This is a genomic window from Micromonospora sp. NPDC049662, assembly GCF_040675055.1.
GTDB lineage: Bacteria > Actinomycetota > Actinomycetes > Mycobacteriales > Micromonosporaceae > Micromonospora.
Window position 1 is genome coordinate 48,243 of sequence record NZ_JBFAOC010000020.1, and the last position, 20,794, is coordinate 69,036.

Annotated in this window: 22 protein-coding genes and 1 tRNA gene; 17 read left to right on the top strand and 6 right to left on the bottom strand. The window is 71.2% G+C overall.

Translation table 11 applies throughout. The features are described from left to right. Window positions 1-61: 61 nt before the first annotated feature. Window positions 62-829 carry a hypothetical protein gene (locus tag AB0J36_RS17270; RefSeq protein WP_357131574.1) on the bottom strand — a complete coding sequence of 256 codons (768 nt, stop codon included), beginning with the start codon at window positions 827-829 and terminating at the stop codon, window positions 62-64. After that, complete coding sequence (locus AB0J36_RS17275; protein ID WP_363660854.1) at window positions 826-1,005, bottom strand: NUDIX domain-containing protein; 180 nt, start codon at window positions 1,003-1,005, stop codon at window positions 826-828. The genes AB0J36_RS17270 and AB0J36_RS17275 overlap by 4 nt, the downstream gene beginning before the upstream one ends. A gap of 114 nt (window positions 1,006-1,119) precedes the next feature. On the opposite strand from AB0J36_RS17275, the gene AB0J36_RS17280 reads away from it, so the two are divergent. From AB0J36_RS17280 to corA, 4 genes are all read left to right on the top strand, one after another. Continuing rightward, complete coding sequence (locus tag AB0J36_RS17280) at window positions 1,120-1,512, top strand: CBS domain-containing protein (RefSeq protein WP_355048683.1); 393 nt, start codon at window positions 1,120-1,122, stop codon at window positions 1,510-1,512. Between the two features lie 83 nt (window positions 1,513-1,595). Further along, entirely contained in the window at window positions 1,596-2,054 is a 459-nt protein-coding gene (locus AB0J36_RS17285; protein WP_357171790.1) for an ester cyclase, read from the top strand. A gap of 106 nt (window positions 2,055-2,160) precedes the next feature. Continuing rightward, window positions 2,161-3,255, top strand: a complete 1,095-nt coding sequence (locus AB0J36_RS17290) for a PLP-dependent aminotransferase family protein (protein ID WP_357131584.1) — start codon at window positions 2,161-2,163, stop codon at window positions 3,253-3,255. 305 nt (window positions 3,256-3,560) lie between these two features. After that, window positions 3,561-4,709 (top strand): magnesium/cobalt transporter CorA, encoded by a 1,149-nt coding sequence (gene corA / locus AB0J36_RS17295; RefSeq protein ID WP_357131588.1) that lies wholly within the window; start codon window positions 3,561-3,563, stop codon window positions 4,707-4,709. Between the two features lie 79 nt (window positions 4,710-4,788). Here the strand turns inward: corA and AB0J36_RS17300 are convergent, their stop codons facing one another. Then, on the bottom strand, window positions 4,789-5,556 hold the full coding sequence (locus AB0J36_RS17300; RefSeq protein ID WP_357171791.1) for a hypothetical protein: 768 nt from the start codon (window positions 5,554-5,556) through the stop codon (window positions 4,789-4,791). Between the two features lie 84 nt (window positions 5,557-5,640). On the opposite strand from AB0J36_RS17300, the gene AB0J36_RS17305 reads away from it, so the two are divergent. Further along, entirely contained in the window at window positions 5,641-6,171 is a 531-nt protein-coding gene (locus AB0J36_RS17305) for a peptidylprolyl isomerase (RefSeq protein WP_357131595.1), read from the top strand. Window positions 6,172-6,271: 100 nt separating this feature from the next. Then, complete coding sequence (locus AB0J36_RS17310; RefSeq protein ID WP_357131598.1) at window positions 6,272-7,189, top strand: rhomboid family intramembrane serine protease; 918 nt, start codon at window positions 6,272-6,274, stop codon at window positions 7,187-7,189. Here the strand turns inward: AB0J36_RS17310 and AB0J36_RS17315 are convergent. Then, window positions 7,182-7,610: a PH domain-containing protein gene (locus AB0J36_RS17315; protein ID WP_357131601.1), complete on the bottom strand. Its 429-nt coding sequence runs from the start codon at window positions 7,608-7,610 to the stop codon at window positions 7,182-7,184. The two genes, AB0J36_RS17310 and AB0J36_RS17315, sit on opposite strands and share 8 nt — an antisense overlap. A gap of 134 nt (window positions 7,611-7,744) precedes the next feature. On the opposite strand from AB0J36_RS17315, the gene AB0J36_RS17320 reads away from it, so the two are divergent. From AB0J36_RS17320 to AB0J36_RS17345, 6 genes are all read left to right on the top strand, one after another. Then, complete coding sequence (locus AB0J36_RS17320) at window positions 7,745-8,917, top strand: acetyl-CoA C-acyltransferase (protein ID WP_357393764.1); 1,173 nt, start codon at window positions 7,745-7,747, stop codon at window positions 8,915-8,917. Window positions 8,918-8,971: 54 nt separating this feature from the next. Next, window positions 8,972-9,985 (top strand): aminoglycoside phosphotransferase family protein, encoded by a 1,014-nt coding sequence (locus AB0J36_RS17325; RefSeq protein WP_357393766.1) that lies wholly within the window; start codon window positions 8,972-8,974, stop codon window positions 9,983-9,985. Between the two features lie 112 nt (window positions 9,986-10,097). Further along, window positions 10,098-10,610: a hypothetical protein gene (locus tag AB0J36_RS17330; protein WP_357131610.1), complete on the top strand. Its 513-nt coding sequence runs from the start codon at window positions 10,098-10,100 to the stop codon at window positions 10,608-10,610. 78 nt (window positions 10,611-10,688) lie between these two features. Then, window positions 10,689-11,381: a response regulator transcription factor gene (locus AB0J36_RS17335; protein WP_357393768.1), complete on the top strand. Its 693-nt coding sequence runs from the start codon at window positions 10,689-10,691 to the stop codon at window positions 11,379-11,381. Continuing rightward, on the top strand, window positions 11,374-12,840 hold the full coding sequence (locus tag AB0J36_RS17340) for a histidine kinase dimerization/phospho-acceptor domain-containing protein (RefSeq protein ID WP_357131616.1): 1,467 nt from the start codon (window positions 11,374-11,376) through the stop codon (window positions 12,838-12,840). Before AB0J36_RS17335 ends, AB0J36_RS17340 begins: the two co-directional genes overlap by 8 nt. Before the next feature lie 56 nt (window positions 12,841-12,896). After that, entirely contained in the window at window positions 12,897-13,490 is a 594-nt protein-coding gene (locus AB0J36_RS17345; protein WP_357131619.1) for a hypothetical protein, read from the top strand. A gap of 55 nt (window positions 13,491-13,545) precedes the next feature. On the opposite strand, the gene AB0J36_RS17350 is transcribed toward AB0J36_RS17345, so the two are convergent. Further along, window positions 13,546-15,774, bottom strand: coding sequence for a hypothetical protein (locus tag AB0J36_RS17350; RefSeq protein WP_357393769.1), 2,229 nt, complete (start codon window positions 15,772-15,774; stop codon window positions 13,546-13,548). Window positions 15,775-15,898: 124 nt separating this feature from the next. Between AB0J36_RS17350 and AB0J36_RS17355 the strand changes: the two genes are divergently transcribed. Then, window positions 15,899-16,606, top strand: a complete 708-nt coding sequence (locus AB0J36_RS17355) for a glycosyltransferase family 2 protein (protein ID WP_355240514.1) — start codon at window positions 15,899-15,901, stop codon at window positions 16,604-16,606. 48 nt (window positions 16,607-16,654) lie between these two features. Next, on the top strand, window positions 16,655-17,110 hold the full coding sequence (soxR, locus tag AB0J36_RS17360; protein WP_357131626.1) for a redox-sensitive transcriptional activator SoxR: 456 nt from the start codon (window positions 16,655-16,657) through the stop codon (window positions 17,108-17,110). Here the strand turns inward: soxR and AB0J36_RS17365 are convergent. Then, window positions 17,093-18,070 (bottom strand): NAD(P)H-quinone oxidoreductase, encoded by a 978-nt coding sequence (locus tag AB0J36_RS17365; RefSeq protein ID WP_357393771.1) that lies wholly within the window; start codon window positions 18,068-18,070, stop codon window positions 17,093-17,095. The genes soxR and AB0J36_RS17365 overlap by 18 nt on opposite strands. 339 nt (window positions 18,071-18,409) lie before the next feature. Between AB0J36_RS17365 and AB0J36_RS17370 the strand changes: the two genes are divergently transcribed. The 3 genes from AB0J36_RS17370 to AB0J36_RS17380 all read left to right on the top strand — a co-directional run bounded on the left by AB0J36_RS17370 (window position 18,410) and on the right by AB0J36_RS17380 (window position 20,765). After that, window positions 18,410-18,496: transfer RNA gene (locus tag AB0J36_RS17370), tRNA-Ser, on the top strand. A 242-nt stretch (window positions 18,497-18,738) separates the two neighbouring features. Continuing rightward, window positions 18,739-19,707: a hypothetical protein gene (locus tag AB0J36_RS17375; RefSeq protein ID WP_363660855.1), complete on the top strand. Its 969-nt coding sequence runs from the start codon at window positions 18,739-18,741 to the stop codon at window positions 19,705-19,707. Further along, window positions 19,704-20,765 (top strand): hypothetical protein, encoded by a 1,062-nt coding sequence (locus AB0J36_RS17380; RefSeq protein ID WP_357393775.1) that lies wholly within the window; start codon window positions 19,704-19,706, stop codon window positions 20,763-20,765. The genes AB0J36_RS17375 and AB0J36_RS17380 overlap by 4 nt, the downstream gene beginning before the upstream one ends. Window positions 20,766-20,794: the final 29 nt, after the last annotated feature.

A 20,794-nucleotide genomic window follows, 5' to 3' on the forward strand; every position in this document is an offset into this window, starting at 1 on the left:
GTCCTGCTGCCGTCACCGGTGGAGGATAGCCCCGGGGAGCCCGGCGACTCCGGCCAACCGGTCAGCCGGGCAGCGCCGCGAGGTCGGCCAGCATGGTCAGCCGCTCCTCGGCGGCGAGCACGGCGTACGGCCCGGCGGCCCGGCGGTCGGTCTCCAGCTCGATGGCGAGCCGCTCCGGGCCGGGTGGCAGGGCGGTGACGCTGGACGCGGTGTGCCCGGCGGCGGTCCAGGCGGCGGCGTGCGCGTCCGCCCGGTGGTAGCGCAGCGCGCCGAGGCGGTTGAGCAGCAGCACACCGGGCGGGGTGCCGTCCGGCTCGTGCGGGGGCGCGAGCGCGGCGAAGGCGGAGCCGCTCCGGGTCCCCTCCTCGTCGGCCAGCACGAGGGCGTACGCCACCAGCCGTCCGAGCACGGCGACCAGTCGCGCCACCCGCTCGTCGTGCCCGGACCACAGTTCCTCGGTGACCTCGGCGTGCACCTGGTACAGCTCGCCGAGGAAGGCGGCACCGCGCTCGGTGGCGGAGAGGGCGCCGTCCGGGCTCCGGTGGATCATCGCGTGGGCCACCTGCTTGTCCACGGCTCGTCGGCAGGCGATCGGATCCCGGTACCTGGTGATCGCCGCGAACCCCGCCCCGTCGACAGCGCCACCGGGCGCGGCCAGTCGGGTGCGCAGGTCGACGAGGAAACCGCTCGCCGCCGCCCCGCCGTAACGCTGGGACAACTCGGCCCCACCGCCGTGGTGGCCGGCGAGCATGGTGGCGCGGAAGGTGCGGTCCACGGCCGGGGCGAGCAGTCCGGCGATCCGGTGCGGCGGCAGCGCGACGCTGTTCACCGGCCGATCGACCGCAGGAGCGCGAAGCCCTCCTCCGCGATCCGCCGGATCAGGCCGCCGACGATGTCCCACCAGTCGGGAAACAGGCGCCGGTGTGGTGAGCGGCGCTGGAAGAAGATGCGGCCGTCGCGGTCGACGATCAACGCGCCGGCGCAGCGCAGGGGCTCGGTGGACACGCGTCGACAGTAGCGAGCGTCGCCGCATCCCGACGATGTCCGGTCTTGTCCTGGAAACATCCACGGACGACCATGTCCGTACCGAATGCCACGGTCCCAAAGGGGTGATGCGTGATGCAGGTACGGGAAGCAATGTCCAGCCAGGTCCTCGTCGTCGGTCCGGAGCACACGCTCCGTCAGGCGGCCCGGATGATGTCGGCCCGCGGTGTCGGGTCGGCGGTCGTGATCGATCCCGAGTCCGAGGGGGTCGGCATCATGACCGAACGCGACGTGTTGAAGGCCATCGGCGCGGGTCTCGACTGCGACACCGAACGCACCGGCGCCCACCTCACCTGGGACGTCGTGTACGCGGCGCCGGAGTGGACGGTCGCCGAGGCGGCCGCCGCGATGGCCCGGGGTGGTTTCCGGCACCTCGTGGTGCTCGACGGCGGGGAGGTGGCCGGGGTGATCTCGGTGCGGGACATCATGCGCGTCTGGGCCCGGAGCGAGGTGGCCGCCACGACCTGAACCGCGCAGGTGTGCCGGGTCGGATCGACGGGTAAGGATCCCTCGCGGGCGCGGAGATGCCGTGGCCCGTGGGGGAGGGCCCGATGCGTGACGCGGAGCGCCTGGTCGAGCAGCAGTACGCGATGCTCCTGCGGCGGGACGTGGCCCGACTGCCGGACCTATACGCCCCGGAGGCGTTCTACTCCATGCCGGGTGTCACGGTCCGACCGATCGAGCTGCCGGCGCTGCTGCGTACCTGGACGGGGGCCTTTCCGGACCTGCTGGTCGACCCGCTGGGCACGGTGCGCACGTCCAGCGGCGCGGCCGTGGAGCTGCGTCTCAGTGGCACCCACACCGGCACGTTGCACTCGCCGTACGGCACGGTCGCCCCGACCGGCCGTTCGGTGAGTTGGGAGGTCGCCGACGTGGTCCGGGCACGCCGGGGTCGGATCGTCGCGTGGCGCTCCTACTTCGACTGGAGCCAGCTCCTCGACTCGCTCGGCGTGCAGTTTGACGGCCTCTCCCGGGCGGCGCAGCACGACTCGCTCGCACTTCCGGTCTGATCTGTCGCCGTCCGGCCCGGCCGGGTCACCCGTCCCGGTGGCTCAGGATGCGGACATCGCCGTGCCGTCGGCGCGTCCCCCGCCGCCGCCCGTACGCTCAATATCCATGACCGCCGAGCAGCTGATCTCCTTTGCCCGTGGGGCCCCCTCGCTGGACATCGTCGATGTCGAAGGGCTCAAGGCCGCCGCCGTACGCGCCTTCGACGCCGATCCCGCGGGGGTCACGGCGTACGGCACCTCCGTCGGCTACGTGCCGCTGCGCAAGTGGATCGCCGAGAAGCACGGCGTCGCGGCCGACCAGGTGCTGGTTACCAACGGGTCGCTGCAGGCCGACGCGTTCCTCTTCGATCACCTGATCCGCCCCGGCGACGCGGTGGTCGTCGAGCGCCCCACGTACGACCGCACGCTGCTCAACCTCCAGCGGATGGGCGGCGAGCTGCACGGTGTGACGGTCCAGCCGGACGGCCTGGACACCGCCGAGCTGCGCAAGCTGCTGGAGTCCGGGGTGCGCCCCCGGCTGGCGCACGTCATCCCGAACTACCAGAACCCGGCCGGCGTGACGCTGTCGCTGGAGAAGCGCCGCGAGCTGCTCGACCTGGCCGCTGAATACCACTTCACGATCTTCGAGGACGACCCGTACGCGGACATCCGCTTCCGGGGCGAGGCGCTGCCGTCGATGCTCTCGATGGACACCCGCAACGTCGTCGTGCACGCGTCGAGCTTCACGAAGACGGTCTGCCCGGGCGTACGCGTCGGCTACCTGGTCGGTCCGGCGGATCTGATCGCCGACATCGCCAAGAACGCGACGAGCCTCTACATCTCGCCCGGCATGGTGTCGCAGGCGATCGTGCACCAGTTCTGCGTCTCCGGCGACATCGACCGCTCGATCGAGACCGTCCGGGCGGCGCTCGGCGAGCGGGCCCAGGTGCTGGCCGAGTCGCTGCGCCGGCACCTGCCGCAGGCGCGGTTCGTCGAGCCCGACGGCGGCTACTTCCTGTGGGTGGAGTTCCCCGAGGACGTGCTGGTGGACCGGCTCGCCCCGGCGGCGGCCGAGCGTGGCGTCGCCGTCGTCAAGGGCAGTGACTTCGTCCTCGACGGCGGGCGGCACGCCCTGCGGCTGGCCTTCTCCGCGGTGACGGCCGACCGGATCGACGAGGGCGTCCGCCGGCTCGCCGAGGCCGTCGAGGCCAGCCGAAGCTGAAAATCTGTCGGGTTTCCGACAAAAAGACGATGCCGGCCGTCTCAGGTCTCCCCAGCGGGCGGCCGGCGGCCCACAATGCTGCGAGCGTCATCCGTCAGGTGTAGCGGAGATCACCGCCCGCCCACCTCGGATCACGCGTGCAGCACAACCCCCGCCCCCACGGGCGCCGGGTGGGCCGTGTCGTCCCTTCACCCCCCGATGCGGCCCGGCCCGCCCGGCGCCGCACCCGCGACCGCCGTCACACCTGCCGATGGCCACCATCGGCGTAGCCTGCAAGCCGCAGGCGAGCGCGGGGAGGTGTCGCGATGACGGATCGGGCGGAGCGGGGCCGGACGGCGCCGTTGAACACATCTCGGGTGCTGCGACCCCGAGCCTGGCCGTCCCCGGTCCGGGCGATGACCCGGATGCTCAACGCCGACGGCTCACCACCCACCCCGGCGCCCAGCGGCGCCGGGCGCAGCGGAGTGGTCGACTGCGCGCTGTACATCGACGGCAGGCGGCAGCCCGGCGACTGGTCGTACGCCGAGGCGCTGGAGGCCGCACGTCGCGAGGAGCACGGCTTCGTCTGGATCGGGCTGCACCAGCCCGAGCTGGCCGAGATGAGCGCCATCGCGGAGACGTACGGCCTGCACGAGCTGGCCGTCGAGGACGCCGTGAAGGCCGAGCAGCGGCCCAAGCTGGAGCGCTTTGGCGACGTCAGCTTCCTGGTGCTGCGCACCGCCCGGTACTGCGAGCACACCGAGCTGACCGAGACCTCCGAGGTGGTCGAGACCGGTCAGGTGATGCTCTTCATCGGCCCGAACTTCCTGATCAGCGTCCGGCACGGTGACGCCTGCCGGCTCTCCCCGGTCCGGGCGGATCTGGAGACCAAAGAGGAACTGCTGCTCCAGGGCCCGTGGGCGGTGGCGTACGGGGTGACCGACCGGGTGGTCGACCTCTACCTCGAGGTGGCCGAGCAGCTCGAGGACGACCTGGACCAGTTGGAGGCCGAGGTCTTCGACCGCAACAGCCACGGGCGCATCCAGCGGATCTACCAGATGAAGCGGGAGCTGGTGGAGTTCAAGCGGGCGGTGGTCCCCTTGCAGCGGCCGCTGATGAACCTGACCTCGCAGGTCAACCGGGACGTACCCAAGGAGATCCGCAAGTACTTCCGGGACGTGCAGGACCACCTGAGTCGTACGGTCGAGCAGGTGAACTCGTACGACGACCTGCTGAACTCGATCCTCCAGGCGCGGCTGGCCCAGGTGTCCGTCGACCAGAACAACGACATGCGCAAGATCGCGGCGTGGGCGGCCATCGCCGCCGTCTGGACCTCCATCGCCGGGGTCGAGGGCATGAACTTCGAGAACATGCCCGAGCTGAAGATGACCTACGGCTATCCGGTGGCCCTGGCCCTCATGCTCGGCGTCTCGCTGGCCCTCTACCGCTGGTTCCGCCGCAACGGCTGGCTCTGACCGGCCCGGCAGACGCGCGAAGCGCCGGTGCGCGGGGGCAAGCCCGCGTCGCCGGCGCTCGTCGCGCTGCTGTCAGGGGTCAGCGGCGGCCGTTGGTGCGGGCGGTGTCCTTGCCCAGCGCCTTGGTGAGGTCGTCGGCCGGGCGTCCCGAAACGTCCTTGGCGCCCTCGGCGACCGACGGAACCTTGTCGGTCGGGCGGACAGCGGTCGGCTTGGCCGTGGCGGTGGTGCTGGCGCTGTCGCCGCCGGCCACCGCCGAGCTGCCCGCGCCGGTCATCCCGGAGATGGCGGACCCGTCGGAGCCCTTGGTCGCGGCCGGGGTACGCACCTCGATCGAGTCGACCTCGTCGCGCATCGGCTCCAGGGTGTGGGTCGGGTCGTACTCGGCCCACTCCTGCTGCTCGCGGCGGCGGCGCAGGGCCACCGCACCGACCAGACCGACGACGGCGCCCGCGGCCAGCAGGCCGGTCATCTTCGAACCGCGACGGCGCGGCTGCTTCTTCTTCCCCGTGATCCGCATGGTCTTCGACTTGGCCTTCCTGGTCAGCGGCCCTGCCTGCGCGGCGCCGTCCCGAGCCGCCGCGGCCAGCGGTGCCAGCGTGGTGAGTGTCGTACCCCAACCGGTCGACGCGCGGTCGCGCACCTTCACCGCGGCCGGCCCGACGTAGCCCCGGGCCGCCTGGACCCGCGGGCCGACCGAGGAGCCGGCGCCCTTGGCGGCGTGGTTGGCTGCCTGCATCAGGTGGCTGATGCTCTGGTTCAGCTCTGCCTTCGCGAGCTGGCCCTGGGACTTACGCCGCCCGATTCCAAACACGGTCCTACCTCCTGGGAGTTGTTCCTTCGTCATCCTCCACCTTCGGATGCCTCCGCGATGCCAGATCGGGCACATGGGAGGATCCGCATGGAACTGACCAACAAGTGAGGAGTACCCGTGGCCGAGGCTGTCTACGCCACCCTGCACACCAACGCTGGCCCGATCCGGCTGGAGCTCTTCCCGAACCACGCGCCGAAGACCGTCCGCAACTTCGTCGACCTGGCTGAGGGCAACCGGGAGTACACCGACCCGCGCACCGGTCAGCCGGGCAACGGGCCGTACTACGACGGCACCATTTCGCACCGTGTGATCAGCGGTTTCATGGTCCAGATGGGCGACCCGACCGGCACCGGCCGGGGCGGGCCGGGCTACAAGTTCGCCGACGAGTTCCACCCGGAGCTGCGGTTCGACCGCCCCTACCTGCTGGCGATGGCGAACGCCGGACCGGGCACCAACGGTTCGCAGTTCTTCATCACCGTGTCCCCGACGCCGCACCTCAACAACCGGCACACCATCTTCGGCCAGGTCGCCGACGAGGAGTCGGTGAAGATCGTCGACTCGATCGCGAACACCCCGACCGGCCCGAGCGACCGTCCGCTGCAGGACGTCGTCATCGAGCGGGTCGAGATCGAGCGATCCGCTTCCTGACGACATCGCGAGGTACCTTTGCTCGCATGATTGAGCGCTCCGGAGCATCACGCCGGCCGGCGTCGGTGCCTCGCGCGGTGGCGGACGGAGGGTCGGCCCGGTGAGCGAGTCTCCGCCGACCACCCCGGTCTGCTACCGGCACCCCGGTCGGGAGACCTACGTCCGGTGCACCCGCTGCGACCGGCCGATCTGTCCGGAGTGCATGCGGGAGGCGTCCGTCGGGCACCAGTGCCCGGAGTGCGTCAACGAGGGTCGTCGTAGTGTCCGGCCGGCGCGTACCGCCTTCGGTGGCGGTGCCGCCGGCCGGCACGGCTACGTCACCAAGGCGCTCATCGCCCTGAACGTGTTGTTCTTCCTGCTCTCCGTCGCCTCCGCCCGGTCCTTTACCGCGGTGCTGGGCGGCTCCGGCTTCGGCGGGCTGGCCGGCGACGGAACGCCGCTGACCCGTTGGGGTGGCGTGCTCGGCTACGCCTCGTACGTTGCCTTCGGCCCGGTGCACGGTGTCGCGGCCGGTGAGTGGTACCGCCTGGTCACCGCCATGTTCCTGCACTACGGCGTGTTCCACCTGCTGCTGAACATGTGGGCGCTGTGGGTGCTCGGGCGGGAGTTGGAGGGCGCGCTCGGGCGGGTGCGTTTCCTCGCCCTCTACCTGATCGCGGGGATCGGGGGCAATGTCGCCGTCTTCCTGACCAGTGCTCCCAACGAAGGTCTGACTGTCGGCGCGTCGACGGCCACCTTCGGGCTCTTCGCCGCGATCTTCGTGATCATGCGTCGTCTCGGCCTGAACACCTCGGCGATCGTTCCGCTCCTCGTCATCAACCTGGTATTCACCTTCGCCGTGCCGGGCATCTCGAAAGCCGGGCACATCGGTGGCCTGGTGGTCGGCGGGGCGATGGCGGCGGTGCTCGCGTACGCGCCACGGGAGCGGCGCACGCTGGTGCAGGTCGTCGGCGGCTCGGTCATCGTGCTGATCCTGCTCGCCGCGGTGATCTTCCGAACCGTGCAACTGCTCAGCTGACCGGGCGGGCGGCCCGCAGCGCCGTGGCCACCTCTTCCGGGGTGGCTCCCAGGTCGTACCTGCCGAACAGGTGCAGCGACTCGTCCGCGTCGATCTCCAGGACCTCGCCGGTCAACCCCAGCCGTTGCCGGCGGTCCACGCTGATCGCCTCGACCGTCGACCAGGGCAGCAGTCGCCGGCCGGCGAAGCCGTGGATGACGGTGAGCCCCGCCGGGTCGACCGCCAGCCGGACCGGCGCCACCAGGTCGCGTACCGCCCAGACGGCCAGCGCGGCGGCGGCCACGCCGGCCACGACCAGCCGCACCGGGTCACCGTCGGCGAACAGCAACCCGAGTGCGATCAGCAGAACGGCACCGGCGAGCTTCGCCGTGGGCAGGGTCGACGGCACCCGCCACTGCCGAGTTCCGGGAATGTCATCCACCCGCCCAGCATGCCAGCGGTCATGGCCTCCCGCTTCTGCCCACCACCACTCCATGATCGACGCCGGAGAGGGGCGGGCGGCGGCCCGCCGCGTCAGCGTAGGATCGGGACAGCCCAAGTTACCGGGGAGTAAACATGAGTGACGCGGTCATCGTCGGCGCGGTACGCACCCCGGTCGGGCGGCGCAAGGGCGGTCTCGCCGGTGTCCATCCGGTCGACCTGTCGGCGCACGTGCTGCGCGCCCTCGCCGAGCGTACGGGGCTCGACCCGGCGCAGGTCGACGACGTCTTCTGGGGCTGCGTGTCCCAGGTCGGCGAGCAGTCGTGGAATATCGCCCGCAACGCCGTCCTCGCCGCTGGCTGGCCGGAGGCGGTGCCCGGCACCACGCTCGACCGGCAGTGCGGTTCCAGCCAGCAGGCCCTGCACTTCGCCGCCGCGACGGTGCTCTCCGGCCAGGCCGACCTGGTGGTCGCCGGTGGGGTGGAGTCGATGACCCGGGTGCCGATGGGTTCCAGCGTGGCGGACGGCCTGCCGTTCAGCGACCAGCTCCGCGCCCGCTACCGGGGTGTGGAGGGCTTCGCGGACGACGCGCCGCTCCCCTTCAACCAGGGCGTCGGGGCCGAGCTGATCGCCCGGCGCTGGCGCTTCTCCCGTACCCAGCTCGACGAGTTCGCCCTGGCCAGCCACGAGAAGGCCGCCGCCGCGCAGGACGCCGGCGCGTTCGACCCGGAGCTGGCGGCGGTGCCCCTCGACGACGGTGGCACGGTCGCGGCCGACGAGGGCATCCGCCGGGACACCTCACTGGACCGGCTCGCCGAGCTGCCCACCCCGTTCCGCGCCGACGGTGTGGTCACCGCCGGTTCCGCGTCGCAGATCTCCGACGGCGCCGCCGCGCTCGTGGTGACCACGTCCGACTGGGCCAGCCGGCACGGCCTGCGCCCGCTGGCCCGCATCCACACCGCGGTGGTCGCCGCCGACGACCCGGTCACCATGCTCACCGCGCCCATCCCGGCCACCGCGAAGGCGCTGCGCCGCGCGGGGCTGGGCATCGAGGAGATCGGGGTGTACGAGGTGAACGAGGCGTTCGCCCCCGTACCGCTCGCCTGGTTGGCGGAGACCGAGGCGGACCCGGAGCGGCTGAACCCGCGTGGCGGGGCGATCGCCCTCGGGCATCCGCTCGGTGGCTCCGGCGCCCGGATCATGACGACGATGTTGGCGCACATGCGGGACAACGGAATCCGCTACGGCCTGCAGACCATGTGCGAGGGCGGCGGCATGGCCAACGCCACGATCGTCGAGCTGGTCTGATCCGCCCCGGAAATGCTCTCGCCGAGGTCGGGCACGCCGCCTAGGGTGCCCATCGTGACGACGATCGCCGACGAGCGCGCTCCCGACTGGTCCAGCGTGCAGTGGCAGGAGCAGGCCCGGTCCTGGGTCGACGAGCGACTCGCGGGCACCGGCCGGCGGGTCAGTGGGCCGGTCGAGCCCCGGGTCCGGCCGTGGTCGCTGGTCTGGCGGGTGCCGACCGACGACGGACCGGTCTGGTTCAAGGCCAACAACTCCGGCACGACGCACGAGGCGGTCCTGATCGCGACGCTGGCCGCGCTGACGCCCGAGCGGGTGCTGGCCCCGATCGGGGTGGACCGGGAGCGGGGCTGGTCGCTGCTCCCCGACGGCGGGGAGACGCTGCGCGACGTGCTGGGCCGCGACCCCGACCTGACGCACTGGGAGCGGGCCCTGCCCGGGTACGCGGCGCTGCAACTCGCCACCGCGTCGCGCGCCGACGAACTGGTCGCCCTCGGCGTGCCGGACCACCGTCCGGAGGCGCTGGCCGGGCTGCTCGCCGACCTGCTCGACGATGCCGAGTCGCTGCGCGTCGGCGCGGAGGGCGGACTGACCGTCGAGACGTACGAGCGGTTGCGGGCGGAGGTTCCGGCGTACGCGCGGCGGTGCCGTCGGCTCGCGGACATCGGCATCGAGGCGACCGTGCAGCACGACGACCTGCACGACGGCAACGTCTTCGCCGGGCCGGCCGGGTACCGCTACTTCGACTGGGGCGACGCCTCGGTGGCGCACCCCTTCGGCACGCTGCTGGTGACCCTGCGCTCCATTCGGTACGCCACCGCGCTGTCCGCCGACGACGCCAGCCTGGCCCGGCTGCGCGACGCCTACCTGGAGGCGTGGACCGACCGTTACGACCGCCGCACCCTCGTCGAGGCCGCCGGCCTGGCGATGAACCTGGGCGCGGTGAGCCGGTCGCTCTCCTGGCGGCGGGCCCTCGACACGACCGACCCGGCCCGCGCTGAGTACGCCGAGGCGGTGCCCGGGTGGCTCGCCGAGCTGTTCGCCGCTACCCCGCTTCAGCCCGAAAGCTGACCGGCATCCGTCCAGGTCGGAAATCGGACAGGCAGTGCGACGGGCCGGCGTGGAACTTCCAAAAATTCGCCGTGACCCACGTCACCCCGCCGGGCAGGTCGTTGGGCAGGTCATGGACGTCTTCTCCCGAACGTTCCTCCCGGCCGCCACCGAGGCCGGCCTCGCCGTGCAGACCGTGAGCCGGCACATGCCGGTGTTCCGCCGCTGCGTCGGCTCCGGTGACGCGACCATCCTCGTCACCCGTTGTAGCCGCCCCGACCGTCCGGTCACCGGCGACTACCTGCTGCTGCTCACGCACCGCCGACTGGTGGTGACCCAGCAGACCCGACTCCTGCACCGACTGCGCCTGCACCTCAACACCGAGCTGCGAGAGCTGAGCAACGTCACGTGGAGCCCCGACCCGCGGCTGCACTCGGTCGAGCTGGCCGCCACCGCGATCGACGGGATCCGCGAGCGGTTCCTCATCCGCACCACCCACCCGAAGCAGGTGTGGCAGCTCGACGCGCTGCTCAACCACGCCTTTCGGACCCGTCTGCGGGCACCCCGCGAACGGGTTCTCGCCACCATCGGCGACACGCCCGCCCCCGTACGGCCCAGCGTGTTCCGTCCCGCCGTCGCGCGCTGACGCCGTACGACGAGCGCCTTTACCGAACTCGAACACGTACCGATCGCGCCGAGCCACCGGGTCGGGAATCATGGGCCGGTGACTTCGGAACCGCCGCACCGCGGACTCGTCCTCGTGGTCGAGGACGAGCCGGCCATCGCCGACCTGGTACGGCTCTACCTGGGCCGCGACGGGTTCGGCGTCCACCTCGAACGCGACGGTGAGGCCGGCCTGAACGCGGCCCGCCGGCTGCGCCCGGTGGCCTGCGTCCTGGACATCGCCCTGCCCGGCCTTCCCGGCACCGAGATCTGCCGACGGCTGCGCGAGGCCGGCGACTGGACGCCGGTCATCTTTCTCACCGCTCGCGACGACGAGGTCGACCGGATCGTCGGGCTGGAGTTGGGCGCCGACGACTACGTGACGAAACCGTTCAGCCCGCGCGAGCTGGTCGCCCGGGTACGCGCCGTGCTGCGTCGCACCGCCGGTGGCCCCGAGGGCGCGGAACGCCCGCGCGTCGTCGGCCCGGTGACCCTCGACCCGGCCCGCCGGACGGTCACCGCCGGGGGGCTGCCGGTGCAGCTCACCTCGACCGAATTCGACCTGCTGGCCCATCTCATGGCCCGGCCGGGGCGGGTCTTCACCCGCGAGGAGTTGCTGGCCGGGGTCTGGGGATACGCCGCGCACGCCGGCACCCGCACCGTGGACGTGCACGTCGCGCAGGTACGCGCGAAGCTCGGCCCGGCCAGCGTCATCCGCACCCACCGCGGCGTGGGGTACGCGGTCGATGCCTGAGCAGCCGGTACGCGTCGAGTCGCCGACCATGGCGCTGCCAGTGGTCGGCGACCGCCAGTCGGCCGCCCCCCGGCGTAACCGGCTCGGCCGGACCCTGACCGCCCGCGCGGTGCTGGTCACCTGTGCGGTGGCACTGGTGTCGGTGCTCGTCACGGCGATCGTCGCCGTGCCGCTGGCGATCCGGGGCGCGGAGCGACGCGATCAGGACGCCCTCGCCGCCCAGGCGCGACTCGCCGCCGAGGTGCTGCGGACCCGGCTGGACCGGGGACGCGCCGCCGACGAGGAGAAGCTCATCCAGCAACTCCGTGACCAGGGCATCGACGCGTACCTGATCCGGCGCGGGACCGTCGACCGGGCGGGCCTGCCGCCGCGCGTGGTGCAGCGGATCGGGCAGGGCCGCAACGTGTCGGCCCGCCGGTCGGTCAACGGGCACCGCGCCCTGGTGGAGGGCCGGGCGCTGCCCGACGGCAACGGGGTCGTGCTCTCCCGCGCCACGTCGGACGGGCTGTGGGCGCAGGTGCTGCTCAGCCTGTGGCTGCCGCTGCTGGCCGGCCTGGCCGCCGGTGTGGTGGCCGGTCTCCTGTTGGCCCGCCGCCTGGCCCGACCGATCCGCGTTGCGGCCACCGCCGCCGCCCGGTTGCGCGCCGGCGACCGCGCCGTGCGGGTGCCGGTCGAGTCGCCGGACGAGGTCGCCGACCTGGCCGAGGCGTTGAACGGCCTGGCCGCCGCGCTGACCACCAGCGAGGGCCGGCAGCGGGAGTTCCTGCTGTCCGTCTCGCACGAGCTGCGCACCCCGCTGACCGCGATCCGGGGGTACGCCGAGGCGCTGGCCGACGGGGTCATCGACGCGGACGGCACCGCCGACACCGGCCGGACCATGCTGGCCGAGGCCCAGCACCTCGACCGGCTGATCGGCGACCTGCTGGCGCTGGCCCGGTTGGAGGCCGCCGACTTCCCGCTGGAGCCGGTACCCGTCGACCTCACCCGACTGGCCGCCGACGCGGAGCCCACCTGGTCCGGCCGCTGCGCTGCGGTCGGGGTGCCGTTCCACCTCCAGACGCCCGGCGCGCCGGTGTCCGCGTACACCGATCCGGGTCGGATCCGGCAGGTGCTGGACGGGCTGTTGGAGAACGCGCTGCGGGTCGTACCCCCGGGTGCGCCCGTGGTGCTCGCGGTCCGGCCGGTCGGTCCGGACCCGGCGGCCGGCGGTGTGCTGGAGGTCCGCGACGGCGGGCCCGGCTTCACCGACGACGACCTGGCGGTGGCGTTCGAGCGGGGGGCGCTGCACGAGCGGTACCGGGGGGTGCGCAAGGTGGGCAGCGGTCTCGGGCTGGCGCTCGCGGCCGGGCTGGTGCGCCGGCTCGGCGGGGAGATTGTCGCGGGTCACGCGCCCGAGGGTGGCGCTGCCTTCACGGTCCGGCTGCCCGGTGATCCTTACCGGACCCGTACATCGGCCTGACGGTCCGCTCGTCCTCGCGGGGAAGGCTGAAGGCTCCACGGACGAGAGGGAGAGTCATGCCACGTTGGGGATTCGTCACCGGCACCACGGCACTGTTCGCAGCGGTGGCGCTCGGCGTCAGCGGATGCGGCGCGGCCGAGGTGGCCAGCCAGCCCGCGCGGGACGCGGCTGTCGAGGTCGCCGCCGCGATGGGTGTGGAGGGCCAGGCGCTCACCGCGATGGGCTTCGACGCCAACGACCTGGACGTGCAGACCCTCGCCGCCCCGGCGACGCCCGCACCTTCTCCCACGGCGGCCGAGAAGGGTAAGCAGAAGCGCGGCGAGGAGTTGCGCAAGCGCCACCAGGCCCGCGTGCTGCTGCGGAAGAACACCCTGCACGGCGAGGCGGTGGTGCAGACCAAGGAGAACGGTACGCAGACCGTCGCCGTCCAGCGTGGCGCGGTGACCGCCGTCGACGGCGACTCGATGACCGTCAAGTCCACCGACGGTTTCACGATGACGTGGACCTTCGGCGAGGACCTGCGCGTCGTCGAGAAGCGGTCGACGGTGCAGCCCAGCGAGGTGAAGGTCGGCACGACGGTCGGCGTCGCCGGCACCAAGGACGGGGACAAGGGCGTCGCCCGGCTCGTCCTCATCCCTCGCGCCAAGTAGCCGAAAGCGAGGGCCCCGCACGTCGTACGTGCGGGGCCCTCGCCTGCCGTAGTTGTCAGCGTCCCGGGGGCAGGGCGTAACCGACGTAGTCGCGGAACTCCAACCGCCACCCGGCCGGGATCAGCTCGGCGCAGGCCGGCTGGCTACCGGTGCAGACGATCGCGTCCACCGAGGCCGGGTCGGCGGGCGGTCGCTCCGGCAGGACCGACTGCAACGACACCAGATCCGGGGAGCTGCCGTCCGGCTGGCGCAGCAGCAGCCACCACGGGTACTCCCAGTCGTCGTTCCGCTCGACCAGACCGATCCGGCGCGCGCCGCTCTCGCGGACCGCCGCCGCGGCCCAGCGGAACTCGTCGGCCCACTCGGGTCGGCGCAGGAACCGGGTGTCCCAGTCCGAGGTCGTGAAGACCGAGCCCGAGCCGACGAGCCGGCGCGGAAAGCCGTACGACAGCGCGAGCACTCCGGCCAGCGCCGAGGTGGCGAGCACGACGACGACCGCCACGGCGGCCACCGAGCGTCGCCTCCGATCCGGGTCGGCGGGCTCCGGCGTCCGGTCGGCGTGGCGGCGCAGGAGCGCGTCGAGCCAGAGGCCGGCGAGCGGGACGGCGAGCACCAGGGCGTAGAGGATCAGTCGGTTGCCCCACGGCTGCCACTTGATCATTGAGGTGTGCAGCAGCACGGCGGCCAGCACCACCACGGCGTACGCCCGCAGCGGCCCCGCCTGCGCCGGATCGATCCGGCGCGGGCGGACGAGGGCGACCAGCGCGCCGAGCAGCGCCACCGACCCGGCGATCGGGAACGCCACCCGATCCTCGTCCGGGTACCAGGCCGGCACCGGGAACACCTCCCGGCCGAAGGTGATCGCCCGGTCCTGGGGGTCGACGCCGATCGCCTCCGCACCGCCGATGATCGCGTCCGCGCCGGCGGTTCGCAGCGGCGCGACCGGCGTGTCGAAGGCCGTGTGCCCGATGCGCAGCGCGTTGACCAGAATCGAGGCCGGGTCGTGCCGCTCCATCGGGATCGACTCACGTAGCCGGGGCGGGCCCAACGGGTGCCCGAACTCGGCCGTCACCCGGGCCAGGAACGGGCCGACCACCAGCGCGGCCACCGCCATGATCAGCACCGAGCCGGTAACTACCCGGAACACCGGCCGCGCCCGACCGGCCGACGCCCCGGCGGTCGCCGCCCGACCCGACGGTTCGGCGGCTGATGGCCGAGCCGCCAGGGCCAGCCGGAGCTGGGCCAGACCCCAGAGCACCAGCAGCGGGCCCACCGCGATCAGACCACTGGTCTTGGTCACCGCGGTCAACCCGGTGGCCGCCCCCAGGCCGAGCACGGTTCCCCAGCCGGTGCGTCGGCGCAGACCGTCCAGAGCGAGGGTCGCCGCGCACGCCACCCACGCCGCGCAGACCAGGTCGGTCTGCGTGCTGGTGGCCTGTAGCGCGACCATCGGGGTGCTGGCCAGCACGAACGCGGTGATCAACTGGGCTCGCCGGCCGCCGCCGAGCTGCGCCGTGATCCGCGCGGCCACCAGGAGGCAGAGCACCCCGGCGGCCCACTGCACCAGGTTGTGCAGCGCGTCGCCGCCGGTGAGTAGGCGCAGGTGCAGCAGCAGGTACTCCGCGCCGGGCGGGATGGTCACCTGCCGGTGGATGGCGGTGGGCCAGAAGTCGAGGTCGCCCTGGGCCACCCAGTGCTCGACCTTCGGCAGGTGGTACGTCTGCGAGTCGAAGTTGTTCGGCTCGGCCAAGAGCGCGATCAGCAGCTCCAGCAGCACCAGGCCGCCGATGCCGCCCGCGAGCAGCCGTTCGCCCCGACCCGCCGTACGCCAACTCTCGGTCGCCCGGGTGAGCAGTCTGGCGCGTACTCCCTTGGGCTGGATCGGTGCGGCCGTGCGCCCGCCCACCGGGCCGTGGTCGACGGCCGGGGCGGGTGTGTCCGGGGCGGCGCCGGCGGGCACCGCCGCGCCCACCGGCACCGGCTGCGGCGTCGCGGCGGCGGCCGGTGTGGCCGGGGTGTCGCGTCGCCGGCGCAGAGCCACCGCCGTCGCGGCGGCGAGGAGAAAGAGCAGCCAGGCGGCGACGAACGCCGGCCGGGTCAGGGTGTGCAGCGCGCCGAGCACCTCGACGACGAGCACCGCGTACGCGCCGGTGAGCAGCGCGGCGCGCACCGCGGCGAGCCGGGACGGGGCCACCGCAGACGTCCCGCGCGGCTTCGACGCGATCGTGAGCAGGAGCACCGAGGCGGCGGGGAGCACCGCGAGCAGGGGGCCGGCAGCCGACATGGCGGGAAGTAAACACCATCGGGCTGAAACCGCCACGCCGGCTGTCCGACGGTGGCGGCCACCGTTGGGCTGACCAGCCAGGCTAGGCTAGGCCCGACGTGTTGTCGCCACCGTGGAGATTCCCGTGAAGCTCTCGATCCTCATGCCGGTCTACAACGAGGAAGAACGCATCGCGGATGCCCTCAAGCAGGCATTGGCGGTGGACTACCCCTGCGAGATCGAGCTGGTCGTGGTCGACGACGGCAGCCGTGACGGCACCGGCGAGGTCCTCGGTCGCGCCGACGACGCGCGCCTGCGGGTGATCACCCACCAGCGCAACGCGGGCAAGGGCGCGGCCATCAAGACGGCGGTCGACAGCGCCGAGGGCGAATACATGGTCATCCTCGACGCCGATCTGGAGTACGACCCGCAGGACATCCCGAAGCTGCTCGCCCCGGTGCTCGACGGGCGGGCCACGGTCGTCTACGGCAATCGCACGTTCGGCAGCCACAGCGCCTACAGCTTCTGGTACGTGATGGGCAACAAGGGCGTCACGATGGCGGCGAACGTCCTCTTCAACTCGTACATCGGTGACCTGGAGACCTGCTTCAAGCTGATGCCGGTGGAGCTGTACCGGTCGCTGGAGGTGCGCTCGCGGGGCTTCGGCATGGAGGCCGAGGTGACCGGCAAGCTGCTGCGCCGCCGGATCCGCCCGTACGAGGTGCCGATCAGCTACCGGGCCCGGGGCCGCGAAGAGGGCAAGAAGATCACCTGGAAGGACGGCGTCGAGGCGATCTGGATCCTCGGTCGCGAGCGCGCCCGCCGTCGCCCGGCGGTCTCCTCCGCGCGTTGATCGCCGGTAACCTTGAGTTGAAGTCCACTTCAACTCAAGGACCCGGTGATGCAGGACGCGTTGACGATCGGTGAGCTGTCCGTCCGCTCCGGCGTGGCACCGTCCGCGCTGCGCTACTACGAGCGCCTCGGCCTGATCCGCGCCGACCGCACCGGCGGCAACCAGCGCCGCTACGCCCGCGCCGAGCTGCGGCGGGTCGCCTTCATCCGGATCTCCCAGCAGGTCGGCGTCTCGCTCGACGAGATCCGCGACGCGCTGGAATCGCTGCCCGAGCGCCGTACCCCCAGCCCGCAGGACTGGGAGCGCCTCTCCGCGAGCTGGCGCGGCCGGCTGGACGAGAAGATCCGGCTGCTCACCAAGCTCCGCGACGACCTCGACGGCTGCATCGGCTGCGGCTGCCTGTCCCTGCAACGCTGCATGCTCTACAACCCCGGCGACACCCTCGCCGCCCAGGGCCCCGGCGCCCGCCTCATGCTGCCGCCCGCCTCACCCGAGGGTGAGTAGCACCTTCCCGACGTGGTCGCTCGACTCGACCAGCCGATGCGCCTCGGCCGCCTCGGCCATCGGCAGCCGCCGGTCCACCACCGGGCGGACCGCGCCAGCCGCGACCAACGGCCACACCTCATCGCGTACGCCCCGCACGATCGCCGCCTTCTCGGCCAGCGGCCGGGAGCGCAGCGCGGTCGCCGACACGCTGGCCCGCTTGGTCAGCAACGCGCCGAGATCCAGCTCGGCCTTGCGGCCACCCTGCATCCCGATCACCACGAGCCGGCCGCCGGTGGCCAGCGCCTCCACGTTCCGCCCCAGGTAGGAAGCGCCCAGAATGTCGAGGATGACGTCCGCGCCGTGGCCGTCGGTGGCCTCACGGACCTCCTCGACGAAATCCTGGTCCCGGTAGTCGATCGTGTGCGCCGCGCCCAGTTCGCGCAGCCGGGCGTGCTTCGTCGTCCGGGCGGTCGCCAGGACCGTGGCGCCGAGCGCCGCCCCGAACTGGATCGCGAACGTGCCGATCCCACTGCCCCCGCCGTGCACCAGCAGCGTGTCGCCGGCGGTGAGTCGACCCACCCCCACCACGTTCGACCACACCGTGCAGGCCACCTCCGGCAGCGCCGCGGCGTCGACCAGGTCCACGCCGGCCGGCACCGGCAGCAGCTGGCCGGCGGGCACCGCCACGCGCTCGGCGTACCCGCCACCGGCCAGCAGCGCGCAGACCTCCTGGCCGACCGCCCACCCGGTCACCTCCGGGCCGATCGCATCGATCACCCCGGAACACTCCAGACCGAGGTACGCGGGCGCGCCCGGCGGCGGCGGATAGTGCCCCTGCCGTTGCAGCAGGTCCGCGCGGTTGACCCCGCTGGCCCGCACCCGGACGATCACCTCACCCGGGCCGGGCTCGGGATCGGGCACCTCGGCCCAGACCAGCGCGTCGGGTCCACCGGGCTGCGGAACGGTGATGGCTCGCATGCCCCCAGTCTCACCCGCCGCGCTCCCCGCCGCAGACGCACCCCTCGCGGCGGTCCGATCCCTGTCGGCTTGGTCAACTCGGCTTCAGCGCGGACCGAGGGCTCGGTTGCCCCGGCTTGCGGGAACCCGGGCGGTCCGCGGGCTTGGTCAACTCGGCTTCAGCGAAATCGGGGCATCCGGGCGCGCGGGACGCCCGGTTTCAGGGAAGTCGAGTCGATCAGCGCCACAGTGGACGCTGGAGCTGCCGCCTGGCCGGCGCTTTTCGGGGAGGGACGCCGAGCCGGCCGCCGGGTGCCGTGGCAGACTGTTCACGGCCGCGCACCCACGGGTGTCGGTCCGGGAGGGTTCGCCTAGTGGCCGATGGCGCTGGTCTTGAAAACCGGTAAGGCAGCGATGTCTTCGTGGGTTCGAATCCCACACCCTCCGCCCCTCTGGACAGCAAAGTGCCCCCTGACCAGCGCTAATGCTGGCTAGGGGGTGCGTCTGTAAATGACGAATCGGTCTCACAATGTCCCGTTCGGAACCGCCGCCTCTTGCTCGTGCGGCAAGTGGGCGGCAAAGTTCGCCGGGCGATCTCGCTGGATGGCCAGCAAAATCAGACGATGTCCGGACAGCCTTAGCTTTCGTTTGACGATATGGTCGGCGGATCGGCGAAGGGGGGACCCAGCATGGAGGCGCGCCTCCGACCGGTCAATGCGCTCCTCGGTCTGGTTATGGCCGGAGACATTAACCCCCCGACCCTCGCCCAGGCTGGCTTCAGGGTGGTTGGCTTGGAGGTCCCTGCGGTTGGTCCTGCCGGCAAGGTTGTTATCGATGTCCTGCTATTCCATGAAGCCACAAACCACCTTGTGCAGTGCGAGGCGAAGTCCGGTGCCAACATCGAGGAGAGCCAGGCGCGGGCCTATGCAGCCATGCCGGCTGCCAACGCCGTACAGGCGGCCTATGTGAGTCTGCGGCACAGGGCCACGCCGACCATCGAGACGTTGTACCTGTGTCTTGAGGAGCATGCTGAGCGGATCCGGCTTGGCTTGAAGACCGTAGGGATACCCTTCCCGGTCTTTGGGGTGAGTGACCGCCGAATCGCCCTTCATGACGGTGAGTACGCATCAGAAAGGCTTCATGACCCTCTCGCCGATGGTGTGACGCTTAACGCGCCGCCGCCGAGGGTCATCGCCTTTGACCCTGAGTCCCCACCGGAAGAGGTGGAACGCCATGTCCGGGCGGCGATGGTGGCTGAGCTGGCAAAACGCACCGCTCACATTAGTTGGACTGGCCTAACCGAGCGCGTCGCGCCACACTACGGACTTTACGGTCATGCTGCCCAGAACAAGCTAAAGTCAGTGGTTAAGGCCGCCGTAGCGACGATCGTTGAAGCTTCTCCTGACCGCTTCAGCTTCGATCCCCCCTCCGGCTCCCGCCGAGAAGGCTTGATCAGATTTCTGCGAACCCCGGAGGACCATGATCCTCGTGGCCGGACCCAGGCCTACCAGGCGTTGAGTAGGACGGGGCAAGCGCCCCGACGTCGACGAGCCCCCGCAAACCCTGACCAGATGGACCTCCTCAGCGAGTTGAGCACGATGGATAATGACGTTGAGGACATCGATTCGATGGCCGAAGAGGAAGGGGGTCAGTCGTGAGCTCCAGGGCTGCCATGGCTGAGGCATTGACTCTCAACCCTGCCTCGCCGACAAAGACATTCGTCCTCGAAGCCCATACGGATGAGCCGGGCGCGTACCTCGAAGATCTTGCCGGTCAGTCAAACGTCGAACCCACCGGTGACGCATACATCTATCGCTTACATACGGATAATGGAAGTTTCTGGGTGGACCAGCTCAATCCTCGTTTTTGGAGCTTCCATACCGATATGAGGACTGACCGGGCGTCCTCAACTCTCAACTCCTGGGTCGGAAGCCGGCGGGATCTGGACTGGATCTGGCTCCCGTCAGAGCATCTGCGGCATATCTGGCCGGGTGCTCGCGCTCGGCGAGTGCGGACGGATTTCCGGGGTAGGGCGCTCTTGGGAGGCGTTGGTGCAGACACCGAGGATCTGCGGGTTCAGCTATCGGGCCGCAATGCTGAGGCTTTACTAGATTTTATATCAAATAGTGCTGACTTCCGATCTGCGGTATCCTTCGATGGCGTCGAAACCAACCTATCCGATCCAGATTTTGGCACGGTGCGGGAAGCTGTTAACCGAATGGGAAAGTTTGCCGTATCTGGCAATTCGTTCGAGCTGCATGCATTATTCGTGAGCACAGTCGTTGATCGCTATAGTCATCTTGTGAAGCTGTGTGAACAGAAGGCCCTCGCGTGGCAAGCCTCCGGTAACGAGGATGGCGGCGGATGCGTGACTGGCGGCCCAGTAGTGATCTTGTTCAGTAAGGCGATCCCAGATCTTCCCAATTTCCTTGAGACGCTGTTCTCATCGCGCGCGCCTTTCAGGCTATGGGGGATGCCCGAAGTAACGTCGCAGGGGATTGCTGAGGTCGAGGCGGTTGACCTGCACGTGGGGCAACGGCTGCGATTTGACATCGGCGACGTCTGGATGCGAGTTTATCTAGAGCAGGGCGGGTGTGGGAATACAATTGCCAGACTCGTTAGTAATCTTCAGCACCGGTTCGACGCTGCTCTTCGACTGGCCGATCCGGACTTGGACGAAGCGGTCGGCCAACACCTTGCGCCCGTGGCAGCCTGAAGATATTCGGGAACAGCGCTGCGCGAGTT

Bases quoted from the DNA above. Each gene is read 5' to 3' on its own strand.
- soxR (WP_357131626.1), top strand. From the start codon at position 16,655: ATGCAGGACGCGTTGACGATCGGTGAGCTGTCCGTCCGCTCCGGCGTG.
- AB0J36_RS17340 (WP_357131616.1), top strand. From the start codon at position 11,374: ATGCCTGAGCAGCCGGTACGCGTCGAGTCGCCGACCATGGCGCTGCCA.
- AB0J36_RS17345 (WP_357131619.1), top strand. From the start codon at position 12,897: ATGCCACGTTGGGGATTCGTCACCGGCACCACGGCACTGTTCGCAGCG.
- AB0J36_RS17320 (WP_357393764.1), top strand. From the start codon at position 7,745: ATGAGTGACGCGGTCATCGTCGGCGCGGTACGCACCCCGGTCGGGCGG.
- AB0J36_RS17375 (WP_363660855.1), top strand. From the start codon at position 18,739: ATGGAGGCGCGCCTCCGACCGGTCAATGCGCTCCTCGGTCTGGTTATG.
- AB0J36_RS17365 (WP_357393771.1), bottom strand. From the start codon at position 18,070: ATGCGAGCCATCACCGTTCCGCAGCCCGGTGGACCCGACGCGCTGGTC.
- corA (WP_357131588.1), top strand. From the start codon at position 3,561: ATGACGGATCGGGCGGAGCGGGGCCGGACGGCGCCGTTGAACACATCT.
- AB0J36_RS17330 (WP_357131610.1), top strand. From the start codon at position 10,098: ATGGACGTCTTCTCCCGAACGTTCCTCCCGGCCGCCACCGAGGCCGGC.
- AB0J36_RS17300 (WP_357171791.1), bottom strand. From the start codon at position 5,556: ATGACGAAGGAACAACTCCCAGGAGGTAGGACCGTGTTTGGAATCGGG.
- AB0J36_RS17285 (WP_357171790.1), top strand. From the start codon at position 1,596: ATGCGTGACGCGGAGCGCCTGGTCGAGCAGCAGTACGCGATGCTCCTG.
- AB0J36_RS17290 (WP_357131584.1), top strand. From the start codon at position 2,161: ATGACCGCCGAGCAGCTGATCTCCTTTGCCCGTGGGGCCCCCTCGCTG.
- AB0J36_RS17350 (WP_357393769.1), bottom strand. From the start codon at position 15,774: ATGTCGGCTGCCGGCCCCCTGCTCGCGGTGCTCCCCGCCGCCTCGGTG.
- AB0J36_RS17280 (WP_355048683.1), top strand. From the start codon at position 1,120: ATGCAGGTACGGGAAGCAATGTCCAGCCAGGTCCTCGTCGTCGGTCCG.